Source organism: Simiduia agarivorans SA1 = DSM 21679, from assembly GCF_000305785.2.
Taxonomy (GTDB): domain Bacteria; phylum Pseudomonadota; class Gammaproteobacteria; order Pseudomonadales; family Cellvibrionaceae; genus Simiduia; species Simiduia agarivorans.
In genome coordinates this window covers 471,753-489,956 of record NC_018868.3, presented here as the reverse complement: position 1 = coordinate 489,956, position 18,204 = coordinate 471,753, and the positions used below count along the sequence as shown (strand labels likewise).

Sequence of the window (18,204 nt, the reverse complement as noted above, 5' to 3'; positions counted from 1 at the left end):
ATTTCGGTTAATCGCTGCTTAACGACGGTAAATGTCGCCAAGGCTAATACCGCAGACAAAAAAAGCGGGCCTGAACCCGCTTTTCATTACCTGAACACCATCAATAGTAGGCATTCGATTTGTCCGTGTGATCGGTCATGTCCTTGACGCCTTTTAATTCGGGGATCTTACCTATCAGCGTCTTCTCAACGCCCTCTTTAAGCGTGATATCCACTGCCGAACAGCCCTGACAACCACCGCCGAATTTCAGCACGGCATAGCCTGCATCATCGATCTTAACCAGGCTGACTACACCGCCGTGAGAAGCCAACCCCGGATTCACCTCGTTATACAGCACATAGTTGACCTTGTCTTCGATCGGGCTGTCGTCACTGATTTTTGGCATTTTGGAGTTGGGCGCCCTGATTGTCAGCTGACCGCCCATCTTGTCTGGCGAGTAATCCACTTTGGCCTCATCCAGGTAAGGCAGGCTGCGCTCCTCAAAATAGGCATTAAACCCCTCATACTGCACTTCCACGTCCGCATCCCGGTCATCGCCCGGGCGAGAATACGCGATGCAGGTCTCCGCCTGGGGCGTGCCGGGATTGGACACGAACATGCGAATGGCGATACCGGGCGTATTCTGCTTCTCTAATAACTCGCGCAGGTACTGCTGGGCGGACTCGGTAATATTGACGTTTACCATGGGTTGCAACTGCCTTTGGATAATTCCTGATCAAACTGGTCGGGTATTCTAATGGAACGCGCGCGCAAGCTAAATAGATGAACACAAATCTTCTGACAGCGTAACGGCCGGATATAAATGGGCAAAAACGGCCCCCAAATCTCACAATTCTGTTAGAATGGCCAACCTACATCAAAATATTTTGATATAGATTGAATCAAACAACCGTCAACTACCGGACCCGCAGCTCCATGGCAGATCGCAGCACCCTCCTCTACCAAGCCCTCAAACAACGCATCCTGATTCTGGATGGCGGCATGGGGACGCTGATTCAATCCCATAAATTGGGCGAGTCAGATTACCGGGGGACCCGGTTTGCCGATTTTGCCTATGACTTGGCAGGCAACAACGACCTGCTATCCATTACCCGCCCGGACGTTATCGGCGGTATTCATGCGGCCTACCTGGAAGCGGGCGCCGATATCATTGAAACCAACACCTTTAACGCCACCCAGGTGTCTCAGGCGGACTATCACCTCGAATCTGTGGTGTGGGAGATCAACCAGGCGTCCGCCGCACTGGCCCGCAAAGTCGCCGATGAATACTCCGCCAAAACACCGGATAAACCCCGGTTCGTGGCCGGTGTACTGGGTCCGACCTCCCGCACCTGCTCGATTTCGCCCGATGTCAACGACCCGGGTGCGCGCAATATTACCTTTGATGTATTGGTAGACAACTACCTGGAAGCCATTGACGGTCTGGTTAAGGGCGGCGCGGATATTCTTCTGATCGAAACCATTTTCGATACACTCAACGCCAAAGCCGCGGTGTTTGCCGTTCATACCTATTTCGAACGCGAAGGTATCGAACTGCCCATCATGATCTCCGGCACCATTACCGATGCCTCGGGCCGCACCCTGTCCGGCCAGACCACAGAAGCCTTTTACAATTCACTGGCGCACGCCAAACCTATTTCCATCGGTCTGAATTGTGCACTGGGCGCCAAAGAACTGCGCGCCTATGTCAAGGAACTGTCGCGGGTGGCGGCCTGCAATGTGTCGGCTCACCCCAATGCCGGTCTTCCCAATGAATTCGGCGAATACGATGAAACACCAGAGGAAATGGTGGCGGTGGTGGAAGAGTTTGCCGCCAGCGGGTTCCTGAACATTATCGGTGGCTGCTGCGGCACCACACCCGCTCACATCCGCGCCATAGCCGACGCCATGGCCAAATACCCGCCACGCCCGCTACCGGCGCTTGAACCCGCCTGCCGGCTGGCCGGTTTGGAGCCCTTCAACATCCAACGCGACTCCCTGTTTGTGAATGTGGGTGAACGCTGCAACGTCACCGGGTCGGCTAAATTCAAGCGCCTGATTCTCGAAGAAAAATACAACGAAGCACTTGAAGTTGCGCTTGAGCAGGTGGAAAACGGTGCGCAGATTATCGACATCAACATGGACGAAGCCATGCTTGATGCAGAAGCAGCCATCGTCCGTTTCCTGAACCTGATTGCCAGCGAACCGGATATCGCCCGCGTGCCTATCATGGTGGACTCGTCCAAGTGGGACGTGATTGAGGCCGGGCTCAAGTGCGTGCAAGGTAAACCTCTGGTGAACTCCATTTCGCTCAAAGAAGGCGAAGCTGATTTCATTGAAAAGGCCCGACTGTGCCGCCTCTATGGTGCTGCCATCATTGTAATGGCCTTTGACGAAGACGGTCAGGCCGACACTGCCGCCCGCAAGATTGAAATATGCCAGCGCTCCTATGACGTGCTGGTGAATAAAGTCGGTTTTCCACCCGAGGACATTATTTTTGACCCGAATATATTTGCGGTCGCCACGGGTATTGAAGAACACAACAATTACGCGGTTGACTTTATTGAGGCCACCCGCTGGATCCGGGCCAATTTACCGCATGCGGGCGTCTCCGGTGGTGTATCCAACGTGTCCTTTTCATTCAGGGGCAACAACCCCGTGCGCGAAGCCATTCACTCGGTATTCCTCTACCACGCCATTCAGGCCGGGATGAATATGGGCATCGTCAATGCGGGCCAGTTGGCCGTGTACGACGACCTGCCAGCAGAGCTTAAACAAAAGGTTGAGGATGTCATCCTGAACCGGCATGAAGGCAGCACTGATGCCCTGTTGGCCATTGCCGACAACTACCGCGGCGACGGCAGCAGTGGCCCCAAAAAAGAAGATCTGGCCTGGCGCGAATGGCCGGTGGAAAAACGCCTTGAACACTCGCTGGTCAAGGGTATTACCAGCTTTATTGAAGAAGACACGGAAGCCGCCCGCCAAAACGCCAACAAACCCATCGAGGTCATTGAAGGCCCTCTGATGGATGGCATGAACGTCGTAGGCGACCTGTTTGGTGCCGGTAAAATGTTCCTGCCACAGGTGGTCAAATCTGCCCGGGTCATGAAACAGGCTGTAGCCTACCTGCAGCCTTTTATCGAGGCTGAAAAGAGTGAAGGCGCCAAGCCCAACGGCAAAATCCTGATGGCGACGGTGAAAGGCGATGTGCACGATATCGGCAAGAATATCGTGGGCGTGGTCTTGCAATGCAATAACTTTGAGGTCATCGACCTGGGGGTCATGGTCCCCTGTGAAAAAATCCTGCAGGTGGCTCAGGATGAACAATGCGACATCATCGGCCTGTCCGGCCTGATCACTCCATCGCTGGATGAAATGGTCACCGTCGCGCGCGAGATGGAGCGTCAGCAAATCAGCCTGCCATTGCTCATTGGGGGTGCCACTACCTCCAAGGCCCACACCGCGGTTAAGATTGAACCCCAATTCAAGTGTGACCAGGTCATCTATGTGGCCGATGCCTCGCGTGCAGTGGGGGTGGCCACCAAGTTGATGTCTCCCACCCTTAAACCGGAACTGGTAAACCAGACCCGTGCCGAATACGACACGGTGCGTGAACGCACCGCCGGGCGAAAAGCCCGGGGCACCACCCTCGCCTATCCCGATGCTGTAAAAGCCGGCTTCAAAACCGACTGGGACAATTACACGCCGCCGGTGCCTGCATTTACCGGCACCCGTATATTCGATGATTACCCGCTGGCACAACTGGTGGACACCATCGACTGGACACCCTTTTTCATCAGCTGGGATCTGGCTGGCAAATACCCCCGCATATTGGAAGATGACGTCGTGGGCGAAGCGGCCCGTAACTTGTTCGCTGACGCACAAGCCATGCTGAAGAAGATCATTGACGAAAAACTGCTGAAAGCCCGGGCTGTGATCGGATTCTGGCCGGCCAATCGGGCCGGCGCCGATGATATCGCGCTGTTTGAGGACGAAAGCCGCACCCGTCCGATCGCCACCCAGCACCACATCCGGCAGCAAAATAAAAAACCCGGCGATCTCCACCCCAACCTGTCCCTGGCCGATTATGTGGCACCCGCTGGCTACCGGGATTACGTCGGCGGTTTCGTGGTAACCGCCGGCATTGGCGCGGAAGAATTGGCCAAACAATATGAGGCAGCCCACGACGACTATAGCGCGATTATGGTCAAGGCACTGGCAGACCGCTTGGCCGAATCTTTTGCCGAACACATGCACCAGCGGGTGCGGAAGGAGTTCTGGGGTTACGCTAAAGATGAAACGCTGGACAACGAAGCCCTGATCAAGGAAGCCTATCAGGGAATTCGCCCTGCTCCGGGTTATCCAGCCTGCCCGGATCACACGGAAAAGGCCACGTTATTCCAGGTACTGGATGCCACCCATGCCACCGGTGTGACCCTGACCGAGCATTTCGCCATGTTCCCGGCGGCTGCAGTTTCCGGCTGGTATTTTTCGCACCCGGACTCCCGCTATTTCAACACCAGTAAAATCAGCAAAGATCAGGTGGAAAGCCTGGCCACACGCAAAAATCTGACTCTTGCCGAAATGGAACGCTGGTTGTCGCCGGTACTGGATTACGATCCAAGCTAAGGACTGCAGGGGCTGGCGTAACCACCAGCCCTTCCCTTCCAAATCTGAGCAAACCGCATTTATCCACGGCCCAAAGATCTGTTAGCCTTTCAGGCTTTAGAGGAGCAACACCAGATGGATGCCAATAACGCCAAAACCCAGGATAAAGACACTCCGCCCGGCTTTTTTGCCATTGCACTCAGTACCCTGGCCGCCGCAGTGGGCGTACAGTCCGGACGTAACCAGGCAAGGGATTTCAGTCAGGGAAAAGTGGGCCACTACATCGCCGCCGGAATCATCTTCACAGTGGCTTTCGTAGTAGGGCTTGTTTTAGTTGTCCAAAAGGTGCTTGAAACCAGTGGGCTGTAGAGGCAGTCGTTACAGATAATATAATTGCTTACGCCATAGTGAAAAAAGCAACTGTAGTCAATTCACCCGCTGCCACAGATTAGTGGCATCGACGCCGCCTGCTCGCAGCATCTTTACCAGACTACCACGCAGACTGCGGTACTCCGTACTCGGCAACTCAGACAGAAACTGGGTCTGGTGAGCCTGTGCCAATTGATTAAGCTGTGTCATCAGCGCCATCGCGTCCTTAGTTAAGGCAATTTTAACCACCCGCCTGTCAAGACCATCATGCTCCCTTGTGGTCAACCCGCGCTTTTCCAGTCGATCCAGCATCCGGGTTACCGTTGATCGGTCTGCACCAATCGCATCGGCTGCTTGCGCTGGCGTCTTGGCGACGCCGTGCAGCATTACATTGAGCAGTGCCCATTGGTGCCAGCTAATATCATGCTCTTTCAGGTCTCGGTTGAATTGCTCCTGCATTTGTTGCGCCAGCCTTCCGATCCAAAACGCGAAGCTGTTGTGCAGGTGGAAATCCTTGTCAGGCATATTGATGTCCATGAAACGGGCCAAGGCTACATCATGCCGTATGCAGTCCCTCTGGGGAATGCCCCGGTACACATATGTAGAACCCAATAACACAAAAGCCAGGGCCCAAGCCCTGGCTTCCAGAGGAGATGTAGTTTAACCACACTCCTGACCGCATCCTGCGATGGGCTTCAGGGTGTTACTACTGACCGCTAACCCAAAACACGCATGTCGCCACAAAAATAGCGATCAATGCGATTGCAGCAACCGCATCGGCCATGCTGTCACCTTGTTCTTGCATTTGGATTTCATCGTGCATGGTACTACTCCTCTGTTATTTTTTTTGGGGAGGGGGTTCGCGTTAGTGCGAGACTGATTTTAACCACATTAATAAGCAAGGAATCAAGCGCCTACAACACACTTATTCCAAAAACATATTACGATAGCGCTAACAATTAGTATCAAGCACCCTAAATGCTTGGTAATCTCGCGCCCGCGTAACTCTGATACCTTCGCGCAACCCCTTTAAATACAGGGGGTTAGCTCGATCAACAGACGCTTTTAAGGTAATCTGCGCAGCCATTTTCGGGCTATTTGCAAGAATGGTGCAAATAACCCTGCGCTATAACCCAGTCCGCCCTTTGGCGGAGATATAAGGTAGTGATACACCATGTACGTTTACGACGCCCATGATCACCAGATAGTCCGCGAACGGGTGGCACAATTTCGCCGTCAAACCGAGCGCTACCTGGCCGGCGACCTGAAGCCCGAAGAATTCTTGCCGCTGCGGTTACAGAACGGACTCTACGTCCAGCGCGTGGCGCCGATGCTGCGGATTGCAGTCCCCTACGGCCTGCTGAACAGTAAACAGCTGCGCAAACTGGCACACATTACCCGCGTATACGATAAAGGTTACGCCCATTTCACCACTCGCCAGAACGTACAATTGAACTGGCCACAACTCGAGCAGGTGCCCGATATTCTGGCAGAGCTGGCGGACGTTGAAATGCACGCAATCCAGACGTCGGGCAACTGCATCCGCAACGTGACATCTGATCAGTATGCCGGCGTTGCCGAAGACGAAGTCACCGACCCCAGACCCTACTGTGAGATCATCCGTCAATGGTCCACCTTTCACCCTGAATTCGCCTTCCTGCCGCGCAAGTTCAAGATTGCGGTCAGCGGGTCTGAGCAGGATCGGGCGGCCATCCTGGTCCACGACATCGGCCTTCAACTGGTGCGCAACAACCAAGGTGAAACCGGCTTCAAAGTCTTTGTGGGGGGCGGCCTTGGACGGACCCCGGTCATCGGCAGCCTGATTCGTGAATTCCTGCCGGAGCGCCACATTCTGTCTTATCTGGACGCCATATTAAGGATCTACAACCTTTATGGTCGCCGTGACAACAAATACAAAGCCCGGATTAAAATCCTGGTAAAGGCCATGGGGCCGCAAGTATTTGCCGAAAAGGTTGAGGCCGAATGGCTGCACCTTAAGGACAACGCCAGCACCTTACCGGCAAACGAAATTGAACGCGCGAAAGGCTTCTTTACCCTGCCCGCCTATGAGGCGATTGATGACCTGGCCGCCAGCGACGCACTGGCAAAAGCGGCACAGGACAACCTGGCGCTGTCACGCTGGCTCGCGCGCAATGTCAAAGGCCATCGTCAGCCAGGCTATGCAGCCGTTGTGCTCTCGCTTAAGCCAACCGGGGTAGCCCCGGGCGACGTCACAGACAAACAGCTGGAGGCCGTTGCAGAGCTCGCGGACAAATACAGTTTCGGCGAAATCCGCGCCACCCATGAGCAGAACCTGGTTCTGGCCGATGTGCGAAAAGCGGACCTCCCTTCGCTTTGGGCAGAGGCCAAAGCGCACGGTTTTGCCACGCCCAATATCGGTACGTTGACCGACATGATTTGTTGCCCGGGAGGCGATTTCTGCTCTCTTGCGAATGCCAAATCGATTCCGGTCGCAGAAGCATTACAACGCAAGTTTGACGACATGGATTACCTTTACGATCTGGGTGATCTCACGCTCAACATTTCCGGCTGTATGAACGCCTGTGGACACCACCACGTTGGTCACATCGGGGTACTGGGTGTGGATAAAAAAGGCGAAGAGTTTTATCAGGTCCAGCTGGGCGGGTCTGCCGCCAATGACGCCAGCCTGGGCACGGTGTTGGGCCCCTCGTTCGGGCGCGATGACATGCCAGCTGTTATCCAGAAGATTCTGGACGTGTATGTTGAGAACCGGACCCCGGAAGAACAGTTTATTGATACCTACCGCCGCATAGGCGTAACCCCTTTTAAGGAGCGCGTTTATGCCAAAGCTGGTTAAAGACAATGCACTCGCTGACTGTGGGCGTGCTTTCCTTGCCAAGGACGCCACGCTGGACTCGATTACCCGCAGCAATGATGTCGTGCCCCTCTCACTGTGGCTCGAACACCTCGACCAGTGCAAAGCGCGCGGCATTGACGCCGTGTGGGTGGACAGTGATGAATTGACGGAGCCTCTGGCTCCTTCCCTTGAAGAGCTGTCATTGGTGGCCATCCACTTCCCCACATTTATGGATGGCCGGGGCTTTTCAACCGGGCGGATTCTGCGCGAGCGGCTGGGATTCACGGGCGAAATCCGTGCATTCGGCAATGTCATCCAGGATCAGATGCACTACCTGTTGCGGTGCGGATTCAATGCCTTTGCGCTGCGCGAGGGCACAGACCTTGAATCTGCCCTCATTTCGTTGCAGGACTTTACCGAGCACTATCAGGCGGCGGTCGTTCAGGATAAACCCCTGTTCCTGCGGCGTAGCGCTTGATGCCGAGATCACAGCCCGCCTAGGCGGGCTTTTTTGTGCCTTCTCACCCGACCCTCACCCGCTCGGCACAAATCTTGTTTACACTTAAGACTGCACTGAATCAAGGAACACCATGGAACCCACGCTCTTTCAGTCTTTTTTCCTGATTTTTACAGGCGCTGCCATCGTCGCGTCACTGGCACTGTATACCCGCCAGCCCCTGTTGGTGGCCTATATCTTACTGGGAATGCTACTGGGGCCCTTTGGTTTTGCCTTCATCACCAACGTAGAAGTCATCAGCGAGATTTCCCGCGTAGGTATTATTTTTCTGTTGTTCCTGTTGGGGCTCGACATGCAGCCCAAAGCACTGTTTGCAGTGCTCAAACAGGCTACCCATATCGGTCTGATCAGCTCGGCGATTTTCGCTGGTGCAGGCTATGCCGTGGGTTGGCTGTTTGGTTTCAGCCATTTGGAAAACCTGATTATCGGCATGGCCATGATGTTTTCCTCTACCATCATCGGCATCAAACTGTTACCAACCACCGTGCTTCACCACAAACACACCGGCGATCTCATGGTTGGTCTGCTGCTGTTACAAGACTTTCTTGCCATCATCTGCCTGATGGTCCTGCTGAGCGGTGACCTCGGGCGCGTAGACCTGCCCACGCTGGGTAAAACCTTCGCGGCGCTGCCATTGGTGGCACTGGCCGCGTGGGCCTTTGTCAAATGGATATTGTTGAGGCTGATACAAACTTTTGACCGTTTTCACGAGTACATTTTTCTGGTCGCCATCGGTTGGTGCATGGGACTGGCAGAGCTGTGCGAATACCTGGGCTTGTCCGCTGAAATCGGCGCCTTTATCGCGGGTATTACGCTGGCAACCAGCCCGATTTCACAATACATCGCCATCAGCCTGAAACCGCTCAGGGATTTCTTCCTGATCATATTCTTCTTTGCAATCGGTGCGCGCTTTGACCTATCGCTATTACCCGAAGTGGCGTTCGCGGCGCTGGTTATGGCAGCAATCGTACTCGCGCTGAAGCCCGTCACCTATCGCCTGCTCTTGCGTCATCACAGCGAGCAAAACCGTTTAAGCTGGGACATAGGGTTCAGGCTAGGCCAGATCAGTGAATTCAGCCTGCTGATCGCGTTTGTGGCACTCAATGCCGGCCTGATCGGCGCGCGGGCGTCAACGCTGATTGAAGCCACAGCGATAATTACCTTTCTCGTCTCAAGCTATATTGTGATATTTAACTACCCGAATCCCATTGCGGTGTCAGACAAATTGCGGCGGGATTGAACCAAAGCGGGCCGCCGGATCGAAAACACAGCAATCGTCACCGTCAAAAAAAAGGCTTTCCGAGGAAAGCCTTTTTTTATATCAGGAGTAAAACCGTTGCGTCGCCCGACTCCAGGTTTTGACCAGCAGCCTGTCCACGGCGGCCTCTGCGGCAACCCCCAGTTTTTGCGGCAGGGTTTTGGGCAGCTCGTAACGCATTTCAAACACCTGAGCGGTCGCATATTTACTGGTGATGTATTCATCGCTGGTTTTAAGCTCATCCACGAGCTTGTTATCGATCGCCTGCTGACCAAACCACACCTCACCGGTCGCCACTTCGGCAATATCGACCTGGCTCCGATGCTCGGCCACAAAAGCTTTGAACAAGCCGTGTACATCCTCGATTTCTTCGGTGAACTTCTGGCGGCCTTTACGGGTATTTTCACCGAACATGGTCAGAGTACGCTTGTACTCTCCAGCGGTAATTAACTCGTAGTCGATATCGTGCTTTTTCAACAACCGGTGAAAATTAGGCATTTGCGCCAAAACGCCAATGGAACCGATGATGGCGAAAGGCGCTGCCAAAATCCGGTCCGCCACACAAGCCATCATATAACCGCCGCTGGCAGCCACTTTGTCCACGCAGACGGTTAATGTGAGTCCTGCATCGCGGATCCGCTTTAATTGACTGGCCGCAAAACCGTAGCTGTGTACCATGCCGCCGCCACTTTCCAGCCGTATGACAACCTCATCCCCGGGTTCTGCCACCGACAGCAGTGCAGTAATTTCCTCCCGCATGGCATCGGTGGCCGATGCGCGGATATCACCGTCAAAATCCAGCACGAAAACGCGCGATTTTTCATCACCAGATTTCGATTCTGGCGACTGACCGCCGTCTTCTGAACTGCTTGCAGCCGATTTGCGAGCCGCCTTTTTAGCTTTGGCCTCGGCTTTTTCCTGTTTCTTTCGCTGCTTTATAAACGCTTTATATTCTTCTTCATCCAGCAATGCCGATTCCATCATATCCTTGATGTCATCGTAGTGATCATTAAGCCGACGAACCTCAACCTGCCCTTCAGGCTGCCGCTTGTTCTTCATGCCGGCGGCGACGGCAAATCCGATCACCAGCACAACAGCAACGACCAGCGTTAAGGTTTTAGCGAGAAAAAGGCCGTAGTCAGTTAAAAATTCCAATGGTTTACCTTCAAACAGTTTAATTTCAATTACTGGACGTCAGATTATTGCCAGCGTTTGAGCGCCGCTTTCGCAGGCTCATTCATCGGCTTGGCTATCAAGCCGGAGGAAGTCAAAGAAACGGAATAAAGTGCACCGTCCTCCATCGGCATGTAGGTTGCACTCCCGTATTGGGCACTGATCGGTAACCAGTTGCTCACGGATTGCATTAATGGCCACAGGTCCATACCGAGGGTTTCGTGCTCAGTTAACGCATAGACTGACCGATTCGCCTGACGCTCTTTTTCCAACGAAAAATACCGCCCCCCCAAACGATCTAATCGATAAGCGGGTTGCGCGCCCATACTGGCGAAAAAACTGCTCCAACGCAGAATACGGGCATCCATTTGCCACTGATCACCCAGAATATCGTAACGTTGTTCAGTGCCATCGGTTTCCACCAGCACAGCGCGGTAGGATTGTTCACCCAAACGCTCGAAACTGATTGTGGCCACAGGCCTATCGGTATAAGCATGCTTATAGCCGAGGATATCGAGCGCGATAAGAATCGCTATGACACCAACGCCAACCAGCAACAAGCCCCCGCACCCGCGCAAGAAACCTCGCCACCAACTGCCGTCCAACAACAAACGAGAGGAATAAACCAGCGACGCCGCTCCGGCTAAAACCACTAACAGCGCAATAATGTAATAAAACATAGCGAGTCCTTTGCTAACACAAACACAAGCTAATCTGCTTCTGATTCAAATTATTCATATTGTTGCCCGCCCTGCCGGCGAGCAACATAGGCCCGAATCAACTGTCCCGACAGGGTTTCTGGCGGAGGAATGAGTTCGGGCAGTTCGTTAAAATGAAACCACTCGGCACGGGTGATTTCCTGATCCTGAAGACTAATCTCACCGCTTTTATATTCGGCCAGAAATCCCACCATTAATTGGCCGGGAAATGGCCAGGGTTGGCTGTCGATGTACTCAGCGCCCTGAACCTGCAAGCCGACCTCTTCCTCGACTTCCCGGACAACCGCTTGTTCAAGGGTTTCCCCGGGCTCCACAAACCCCGCCAACGCAGTAAACATCTGCACCGTTGAGCGCTCATGAACTGCCAATAAGCATTGATCACCCCGGGTTACCAGCATGATGACACAGGGTGAAACCTTAGGATAGTAACGGTGATTACACGGCTGGCAATAGCGGCAACGGTCGTCTGTACGCAGAACGGTTTCCTTACCACAACGCCCGCAGTAGCGGTGATCAATCTCCCAGGCATACAGCTGGCAGGCGGCACCCAGCATCTGGAACGTTGAAGCGCTCGTGCTGGAAAGAAAACTACGCAGGCCAATTAACCGGCTCGATTGGCCTTTTTCAAAAAGGCAGTCTTGCGGCCGACCGGAATAACACTGAACAAAAACATCCTGGCCATCCAGCTGGCCGACCTTGTGCGTGCCAAACACCGTGAGACCGGACAAAGGTTCCGGTTTATCGGCAAACAAATATTCGCCTTCGCGCACCAAGATGTGCCCCTGCCAAACACCGAGCCAACGGCTGGACGTCGCAACCTGTGGGTGTTCCATTCCTGGTACAAACATATTCAGTGTACCGGGTAACCCAGCGCCTCCAGGCTCTCTTCGGCAAACTGGAGCACGCCATCATCGGTCGTTTTATCCGCTTTAGCGGCATCCAGATAGTACTCGAGGCCGATAATGGCATCGGCAAAGGTTTCCAGCATCTGCTGTAACATTTCAGGGTGCTCGTTGGTTTGTAGCGAGTCCGACACGAATTGCTGACAGGCTGCGGTAACTGCAGACGCGCGCTTGAGGCCAATCACACCCATGCCGCCACGGATGGTGGCCAATGTGGTCGACACATTTTTAATATGTCCGCGATCAAACCCTGACTCGGAAAAGGAACTCAGCGCGCGCTTTATCAGTGCCAGGCCTGCCTCGGCCTCCTGGAAAACCAACAGTTCTGCTTCCGCTAACTGGTTAGTGGCAATGATTTCATTGCGCGAACCGGCATTGATACGTGCGAGCTGATCATCTGACAGATTCAGGTTTCCGATACCAGATACCGTACTCTCTACGTACAACAGCGCATCAGCAAGCGACAACAATTCCTGTCCTTCTGGGTTCTTTTTCGCTTCTAACCAACCATTGATCCGGTTGATTTCTTCACGCAGCGTGGAGGATGCGGCTACCAAACCCACAACAGACAGGATGTCGGCAATTTTACCCAGATTAGACGCCAACTCGGCACCCTCCTCCGGGCTCCAGCCACCGGCCTGGGAGGCGCGCTCCATGACATCTTTGACGCTGTTAAGCTCGTCCTTCAACACTGCAGCCATGGAGCTGATAGTATTTGCACTGGGGCCACGCAGCGCTTCCCGCTCCCGCCGTAGCTCAGCGTCGTTGTACCCAAGGGAGGACACATTGCATTGTTGAAGTACTTTCATCACTTCGGCGTTTTCACTACCGGATACGGCAATAAGGTATAAAAGCTCCATCAGCAGCGCTTCATCGGGTACCCTGTCCAAACCTTTATTGCCGGCTTTCTGCAGCTGCCTGAATTCTTTATCGAGCGCACTCAACAGCAACTTACGGGACCGGCTGACATCCATGGCCTTTTCCGCAATCGTACCGATCGCCATCGCACCCAGATGCCACATTTTGGAAAGCGGGCGGCCCGCGCAAATGATATCCATGCGCTCCAATGCACGCTGCATCATGCCCAGCGAAGGCTTAACCTGCCGCCCCTGTAAAACCGCCAACAAGCCCACTTGGTACATATGCCGCAGGCGACGGGCCAACGCGGACACATCCTCGGACAGCACCGACGCGGACCCCGCATTGGTTTGCTTGAGGTTTAAAGTAGCACTGAAAAAGTGACTTTCAGGCAGCTGGGGCGCTTTTCTGGCCTGACGGAGTTCATTGATCGCAGGGATCAACAATACCGGCATGTTGCGCTTGGTCTGGAGAACATACTCCAGGTACCTCGGAAGCAGGAAGAAACTCGAGGTCAGTGCGGAAATCAGGTCGTCCGATTCCTGATTGACCCCCGTGGTGATCTCCTGCGCCAAGGCAAGAATCTCCTGAGCCAGTAAATCGGCGCCCTTCAGTTGAACAACCGCCAGCGTGCCGCTGATCTGTTTGATGCCATCGATACAGCCCTGCAGCAACTCGCCGTTCTCCCGGTCGCCCACAAACTGCTCTAATTTACTGGCAGCGCCCTCAATGGTTGCCAGAAGTTCATCTCGCACCAGCTTCAGAGACGTCAGATTTATCGTATTGGATGCTGTATTGGTCACAAATTCACCTACTCTGCATGCTTGAGCCTTGGACGTACGCCGGGCGTCATCGCCGGGGCCAGATTCAACTATAGTATGGCTCTGAATTAACTTGACTATAATCAAGCAAATGCTTTCATTTCGCCAGCGATCTTGTTGAAAATATTGAATTTTTTAACAAAATGAGTAGGCTCTCGTCGGTGCCAGCGAAGCACCAGACCCGATAGTCAAGATCATCAGGGCGAATAAAGGCCATACGAAGCCTGAAAAGAGCCAACCGGCTCGATCAATACCCATCAGGAGAGAACTGCCAGCCCCCCTGGCACACGAGGATTCAACATGTCGCAAACGGTACCCCAAGCCCTGCTCAAGAACTTCTTGGGCCAAGCCCCCCAATGGTACAAGCTCACCATTATCGGCTTCCTTTTAATCAATCCCCTTGTCTATTCCCTGCACCCCTTTACGGCGGGGTGGCTGTTAATCGGCGAGTTCATCTTCACCCTGGCTATGGCACTTAAGTGCTACCCCTTGCAACCGGGTGGCCTGCTGGCAATTGAAGCCGCAATACTGGGCATGGCTGGCCCCAAGGTAATCTACGCCGAGGTAGTGGCCAACTTCCCGGTTATCCTGCTACTGATGTTCATGGTAGCTGGCATCTATTTCATGAAGAATCTGCTGCTGTTTCTGTTCACCAAGATACTCATAGGCGTGCGCTCGAAGATGATCCTGTCGCTGCTGTTTTCTTTGGTCGCCGCGATTCTCTCAGCCTTCCTGGACGCACTTACAGTCACCGCCGTATTGATCAGCGTGGCCGTCGGGTTTTACGCGGTCTACCACAAGGTTGCTTCGGGCAACACTGCCTCCAAACACGACCACGGCGATGACAGCAGTGTCGTCGAATATCACCGTACCGACCTCGATCAATTCCGCGCGTTTCTGCGCTCGCTGATCATGCACGGCGCGGTCGGCACGGCGCTCGGAGGTGTATGCACGCTAGTAGGCGAACCCCAGAATCTGTTGATTGCGGAAAAAGCCGGCTGGGATTTTGTGACATTTTTCCTGAAGATGGCCCACGTCACCATGCCAACTCTCGCAGCCGGCCTGGCGTGCTGCCTTGTACTCGAAAAAACCGGCTGGTTCGGCTACGGCGCCACACTGCCTGAAAATGTACGCACCGTATTAAAATCCTACTCAGATGAAATGGATGCAAAGCGTACTCCGGCAGAAAAAGCCCAACTATGGGTGCAAGGTATCGGCGCCATTATCCTGATGCTGTCACTGGCCTTCCACGTGGCGGAAGTCGGCCTGGTAGGCCTGATGATTATCGTATTCCTTACAGCCTTCAACGGCATCATTGAAGAACACCAGATCGGTCATGCGTTTGAAGAAGCATTGCCCTTCACAGCGCTGTTGGTGGTCTTTTTTGCCATCGTGGCAGTGATTCACGAGCTCCACCTGTTCACGCCCATCACCCAGTGGGTACTAAGCCTGGAGCCAGACGATCAATTACCTATGCTGTTCATCGCCAACGGCGTGCTTTCAATGATCAGCGACAACGTCTTTGTTGCCACTGTCTACATTAATGAAGTTAAGGATGCGTTGCTTGCCGGCACCATCGACAGACCGCATTTCGAGAACCTTGCCATCGCGATCAATGCCGGCACTAACCTGCCCAGCGTGGCCACGCCCAATGGACAGGCAGCCTTCTTGTTCCTGCTAACCTCTGCATTGGCCCCCTTAATTCGCCTGTCTTACGGAAAAATGGTGGTAATGGCACTTCCTTACACCATTGTATTGGGCGGTGTAGGCCTTTACACGGTGGCGCTCGGCTGATCGAGATCAATGCATAAACACCCGGATGGATTAGGCTAAGGCATTTAGACTTGGAGACATGTCGTGAAATACGATGACTTTACCGAAATCCATCCGCAATTCCCTGTAGGTCGCTATCAGGTCGACAGTTTTCAACTACAAAGCCTGCTGACTCACGCTCAGTGCAAAGGCGTATGCGTACGTGTATTGCATCTTGGCACCATGACCCTCGACCGCAATGACATGATCCATAGACTGTCCAGCCACGCCCATCCCCGGCTGGATAAAATCCGTATCACGTGCATGGACGGTGAAGTCATTATTGATGAACCGCACAGCCATTGACTGACAACAACGCCCCCTACCGCGAGCAGCATAAACAACGGTTGAACTTCATGCCGTGGCTGTATTTCACCCTGAAAGACAAGCATAAGCTTTGGGCTACCGAATGGCAGAATGCGCTCCAGCAAAGACTGGCAGCTCTAGAAACCGTGACGTTTGGTGAGCATTGCTTTGTCGCAGAAAACGCCAACCTGTTTGCGGAACCGGGACGAACGATACAACTGGGCGACAGTAGTTTCATTGCGGCAAACTGTTTTCTTCACGGTCCGATTCAAATCGGGCGATCGGTTTCCATCAATCAGGACTGCAAACTTGAGGGCAGCAGAGGCGGCATCGTTATAGGCGATTACACGCGCATTGCCGCTGGCTGCGCTCTTTACGCGTTCAACCATGGCACGAGCGCTCTGGACTTGATTTCGACACAACCCATCACATCCAAGGGCATTACTATCGGCAAAGACGTCTGGATAGGTGCGCATTGCGGTATTACTGACGGCGTGCAGATCGGGGATCACGCCATTATCGGGATGAACTCTACCGTAACCCGCAATGTGGCACCATGGTCAATCATGGCGGGCTCACCCGCCAGAAAAATCGGAGACAGACGAGATTCTAAATAATTTCATTTTCACCCGCTGTTATCAGGTGCGCTTCAACGTATCCGAGGACGTTTCCTCGGGTGATTCCTCGGGCGATTGATAGCGGCGCTCAATTTCCTCACGCGCTTCATCCACTTCCTGATCTAGCTTTTGTAACAATCCTTTCCAGGCATCGAGCAAAGCGCCATTGGCCTTACGAACAACCTCCCCCATGCTTTCGCTGCGCAGCTGTTCAGCCTCTGCCTCTACCACCAGCAATCGCTGCTCAAGCCGGTTTACATCTTGTGTAAGTTGCTGCACCTGTTGACTCAACAATCGCTCGCGTTTGTGCCCTTCATACAACTGCCAACCGCATACCATGACCACCAGCATCATCAGCAACAACAATAACCGGTTGTTCATACGTCAGCCCTCCTGAGACTCTTTCATAAACTTTATCAACCGGGCTTTCAAAGCGCTGGGGATATCCTTTACCAGTAACGTATCAGTTCCGGAGTCGTACACGATGGTCTGGCCCAGGCACTCGGAAGAAAAGCTCAGGCTGAGATTATCCGAGCGACCGGAGATACGCACGAACTGTCGCACCTGCTTGCGATCAGCAAAAAAATGAGCAGGCGCATCCGGCGCAGCAGAGTGAACAAATTGCTCAAAGGCCGCAGGTGACTCCTCATCCAGCTCTTCAGACAGGTTCGCAATGTCCACGGCATTCCCGACCTTGTCCTGTTCAATACAGTATTCTGCGGCGCGCTTGCGACAAGCCACCGCACGCTCCTGCTCAAGGTTTGCACTGTACCGCTCAACCAGCTGCAAAAACGCGCTGGTCTGGGCAGCGTTATCTACCGGGTCAACAAAACCACAGGCCATTTCAAACGCATCCGCCAGCGCTTTGTCTCCACGCGCTTTCAGCTGAGCCAGATAGGGCTCGGTAGATTGCGCCAGAAAAGCGGGCACATCCACTTTAATGCCGGCTCTCAGACCCCGAACATCCACCAGTTTGCTTTCAGCGATAGTCATGGAGGAATCTATCCACAGCCCACCTTCGTGCTGCACCAGATAGATGTACACGTGATCCATGTCTGCCAGAGTTTCATGAATGAGCAGAACATAGCCGTCGTATTGGGCATCCGACTGGGCGAGGGCCAACTGCAATTGCTCAGCATAGCGTTTAGCAAGCGATTCAAACCCTTGCCGCCCTTCCAGGTAATCGCGCAATAACGCCGGAAAAGGACAGGCACCAGTGTCACTGGAAAAGAACCCGAATTGCTTACCTGCCTTACCGATAAACGCCAGCTTCAACTCCTGGCCCAGCGCCTGAACCAAGCCGGTGACCGGGTGTGCTTCAGGCCGGGCCTGAAAACTGGTGTTGTCGCCATCGGTTTTGAATCGTAAAAGCGATACCGCATTAATGGTCATTCAAACATCATCTCGTAAAATCGTTCACACCAAA

16 protein-coding genes are annotated in these 18,204 nt (G+C 53.7%); 8 read left to right on the top strand and 8 right to left on the bottom strand.

The features are described from left to right. Window positions 1–100: 100 nt before the first annotated feature. On the bottom strand, window positions 101–685 hold the full coding sequence (gene nfuA, locus M5M_RS02165; RefSeq protein ID WP_015045825.1) for a Fe-S biogenesis protein NfuA: 585 nt from the start codon (window positions 683–685) through the stop codon (window positions 101–103). 230 nt (window positions 686–915) lie between these two features. Between nfuA and metH the strand changes: the two genes are divergently transcribed. Both metH and M5M_RS02155 read left to right on the top strand, forming a co-directional pair. Then, window positions 916–4,608, top strand: a complete 3,693-nt coding sequence (gene metH / locus M5M_RS02160) for a methionine synthase (protein WP_016389173.1) — start codon at window positions 916–918, stop codon at window positions 4,606–4,608. A gap of 114 nt (window positions 4,609–4,722) precedes the next feature. Beyond that, a complete protein-coding gene (locus M5M_RS02155; protein ID WP_015045822.1) occupies window positions 4,723–4,956 on the top strand; it encodes a DUF2970 domain-containing protein in 234 nt (77 codons plus the stop codon). 57 nt (window positions 4,957–5,013) lie between these two features. On the opposite strand, the gene M5M_RS02150 is transcribed toward M5M_RS02155, so the two are convergent. Next, a complete protein-coding gene (locus tag M5M_RS02150) occupies window positions 5,014–5,493 on the bottom strand; it encodes a MarR family winged helix-turn-helix transcriptional regulator (protein WP_015045821.1) in 480 nt (159 codons plus the stop codon). Between the two features lie 637 nt (window positions 5,494–6,130). Here M5M_RS02150 and M5M_RS02145 point away from each other — a divergent pair. The 3 genes from M5M_RS02145 to M5M_RS02135 all read left to right on the top strand — a co-directional run bounded on the left by M5M_RS02145 (window position 6,131) and on the right by M5M_RS02135 (window position 9,552). Beyond that, a complete protein-coding gene (locus tag M5M_RS02145; protein WP_015045819.1) occupies window positions 6,131–7,795 on the top strand; it encodes a nitrite/sulfite reductase in 1,665 nt (554 codons plus the stop codon). Beyond that, window positions 7,779–8,273, top strand: a complete 495-nt coding sequence (locus M5M_RS02140) for a DUF934 domain-containing protein (RefSeq protein WP_015045818.1) — start codon at window positions 7,779–7,781, stop codon at window positions 8,271–8,273. Before M5M_RS02145 ends, M5M_RS02140 begins: the two co-directional genes overlap by 17 nt. A gap of 112 nt (window positions 8,274–8,385) precedes the next feature. After that, on the top strand, window positions 8,386–9,552 hold the full coding sequence (locus M5M_RS02135) for a cation:proton antiporter (RefSeq protein ID WP_015045817.1): 1,167 nt from the start codon (window positions 8,386–8,388) through the stop codon (window positions 9,550–9,552). 81 nt (window positions 9,553–9,633) lie between these two features. On the opposite strand, the gene sohB is transcribed toward M5M_RS02135, so the two are convergent. From sohB to M5M_RS02115, 4 genes are read right to left on the bottom strand one after another with little or no spacing between them, the layout of a single operon-like run. Continuing rightward, entirely contained in the window at window positions 9,634–10,725 is a 1,092-nt protein-coding gene (gene sohB / locus M5M_RS02130) for a protease SohB (protein ID WP_015045816.1), read from the bottom strand. A gap of 44 nt (window positions 10,726–10,769) precedes the next feature. Continuing rightward, window positions 10,770–11,423 carry a hypothetical protein gene (locus M5M_RS02125; RefSeq protein WP_015045815.1) on the bottom strand — a complete coding sequence of 218 codons (654 nt, stop codon included), beginning with the start codon at window positions 11,421–11,423 and terminating at the stop codon, window positions 10,770–10,772. 50 nt (window positions 11,424–11,473) lie between these two features. After that, a complete protein-coding gene (gene nudC, locus M5M_RS02120; protein ID WP_024330275.1) occupies window positions 11,474–12,295 on the bottom strand; it encodes an NAD(+) diphosphatase in 822 nt (273 codons plus the stop codon). Window positions 12,296–12,312: 17 nt separating this feature from the next. Further along, window positions 12,313–14,025: a FimL-related protein gene (locus M5M_RS02115; protein WP_015045813.1), complete on the bottom strand. Its 1,713-nt coding sequence runs from the start codon at window positions 14,023–14,025 to the stop codon at window positions 12,313–12,315. 318 nt (window positions 14,026–14,343) lie between these two features. Between M5M_RS02115 and nhaB the strand changes: the two genes are divergently transcribed. From nhaB to M5M_RS02100, 3 genes are all read left to right on the top strand, one after another. Beyond that, window positions 14,344–15,837: a sodium/proton antiporter NhaB gene (gene nhaB, locus M5M_RS02110; RefSeq protein WP_015045812.1), complete on the top strand. Its 1,494-nt coding sequence runs from the start codon at window positions 14,344–14,346 to the stop codon at window positions 15,835–15,837. Between the two features lie 63 nt (window positions 15,838–15,900). After that, window positions 15,901–16,161: a hypothetical protein gene (locus tag M5M_RS20055; RefSeq protein WP_016389172.1), complete on the top strand. Its 261-nt coding sequence runs from the start codon at window positions 15,901–15,903 to the stop codon at window positions 16,159–16,161. Continuing rightward, complete coding sequence (locus M5M_RS02100; RefSeq protein ID WP_016389171.1) at window positions 16,158–16,778, top strand: acyltransferase; 621 nt, start codon at window positions 16,158–16,160, stop codon at window positions 16,776–16,778. Before M5M_RS20055 ends, M5M_RS02100 begins: the two co-directional genes overlap by 4 nt. 21 nt (window positions 16,779–16,799) lie before the next feature. Here M5M_RS02100 and M5M_RS02095 read toward each other — a convergent pair whose 3' ends face one another. Together M5M_RS02095 and M5M_RS02090 are read right to left on the bottom strand one after the other, a co-directional pair. Then, the gene (locus tag M5M_RS02095; RefSeq protein WP_015045809.1) at window positions 16,800–17,159 is read right to left on the bottom strand and encodes a hypothetical protein; all 360 of its coding nucleotides are present in this window, start codon (window positions 17,157–17,159) and stop codon (window positions 16,800–16,802) included. A gap of 3 nt (window positions 17,160–17,162) precedes the next feature. After that, window positions 17,163–18,170, bottom strand: a complete 1,008-nt coding sequence (locus M5M_RS02090; RefSeq protein WP_015045808.1) for a nucleoid-associated protein — start codon at window positions 18,168–18,170, stop codon at window positions 17,163–17,165. Window positions 18,171–18,204: the final 34 nt, after the last annotated feature.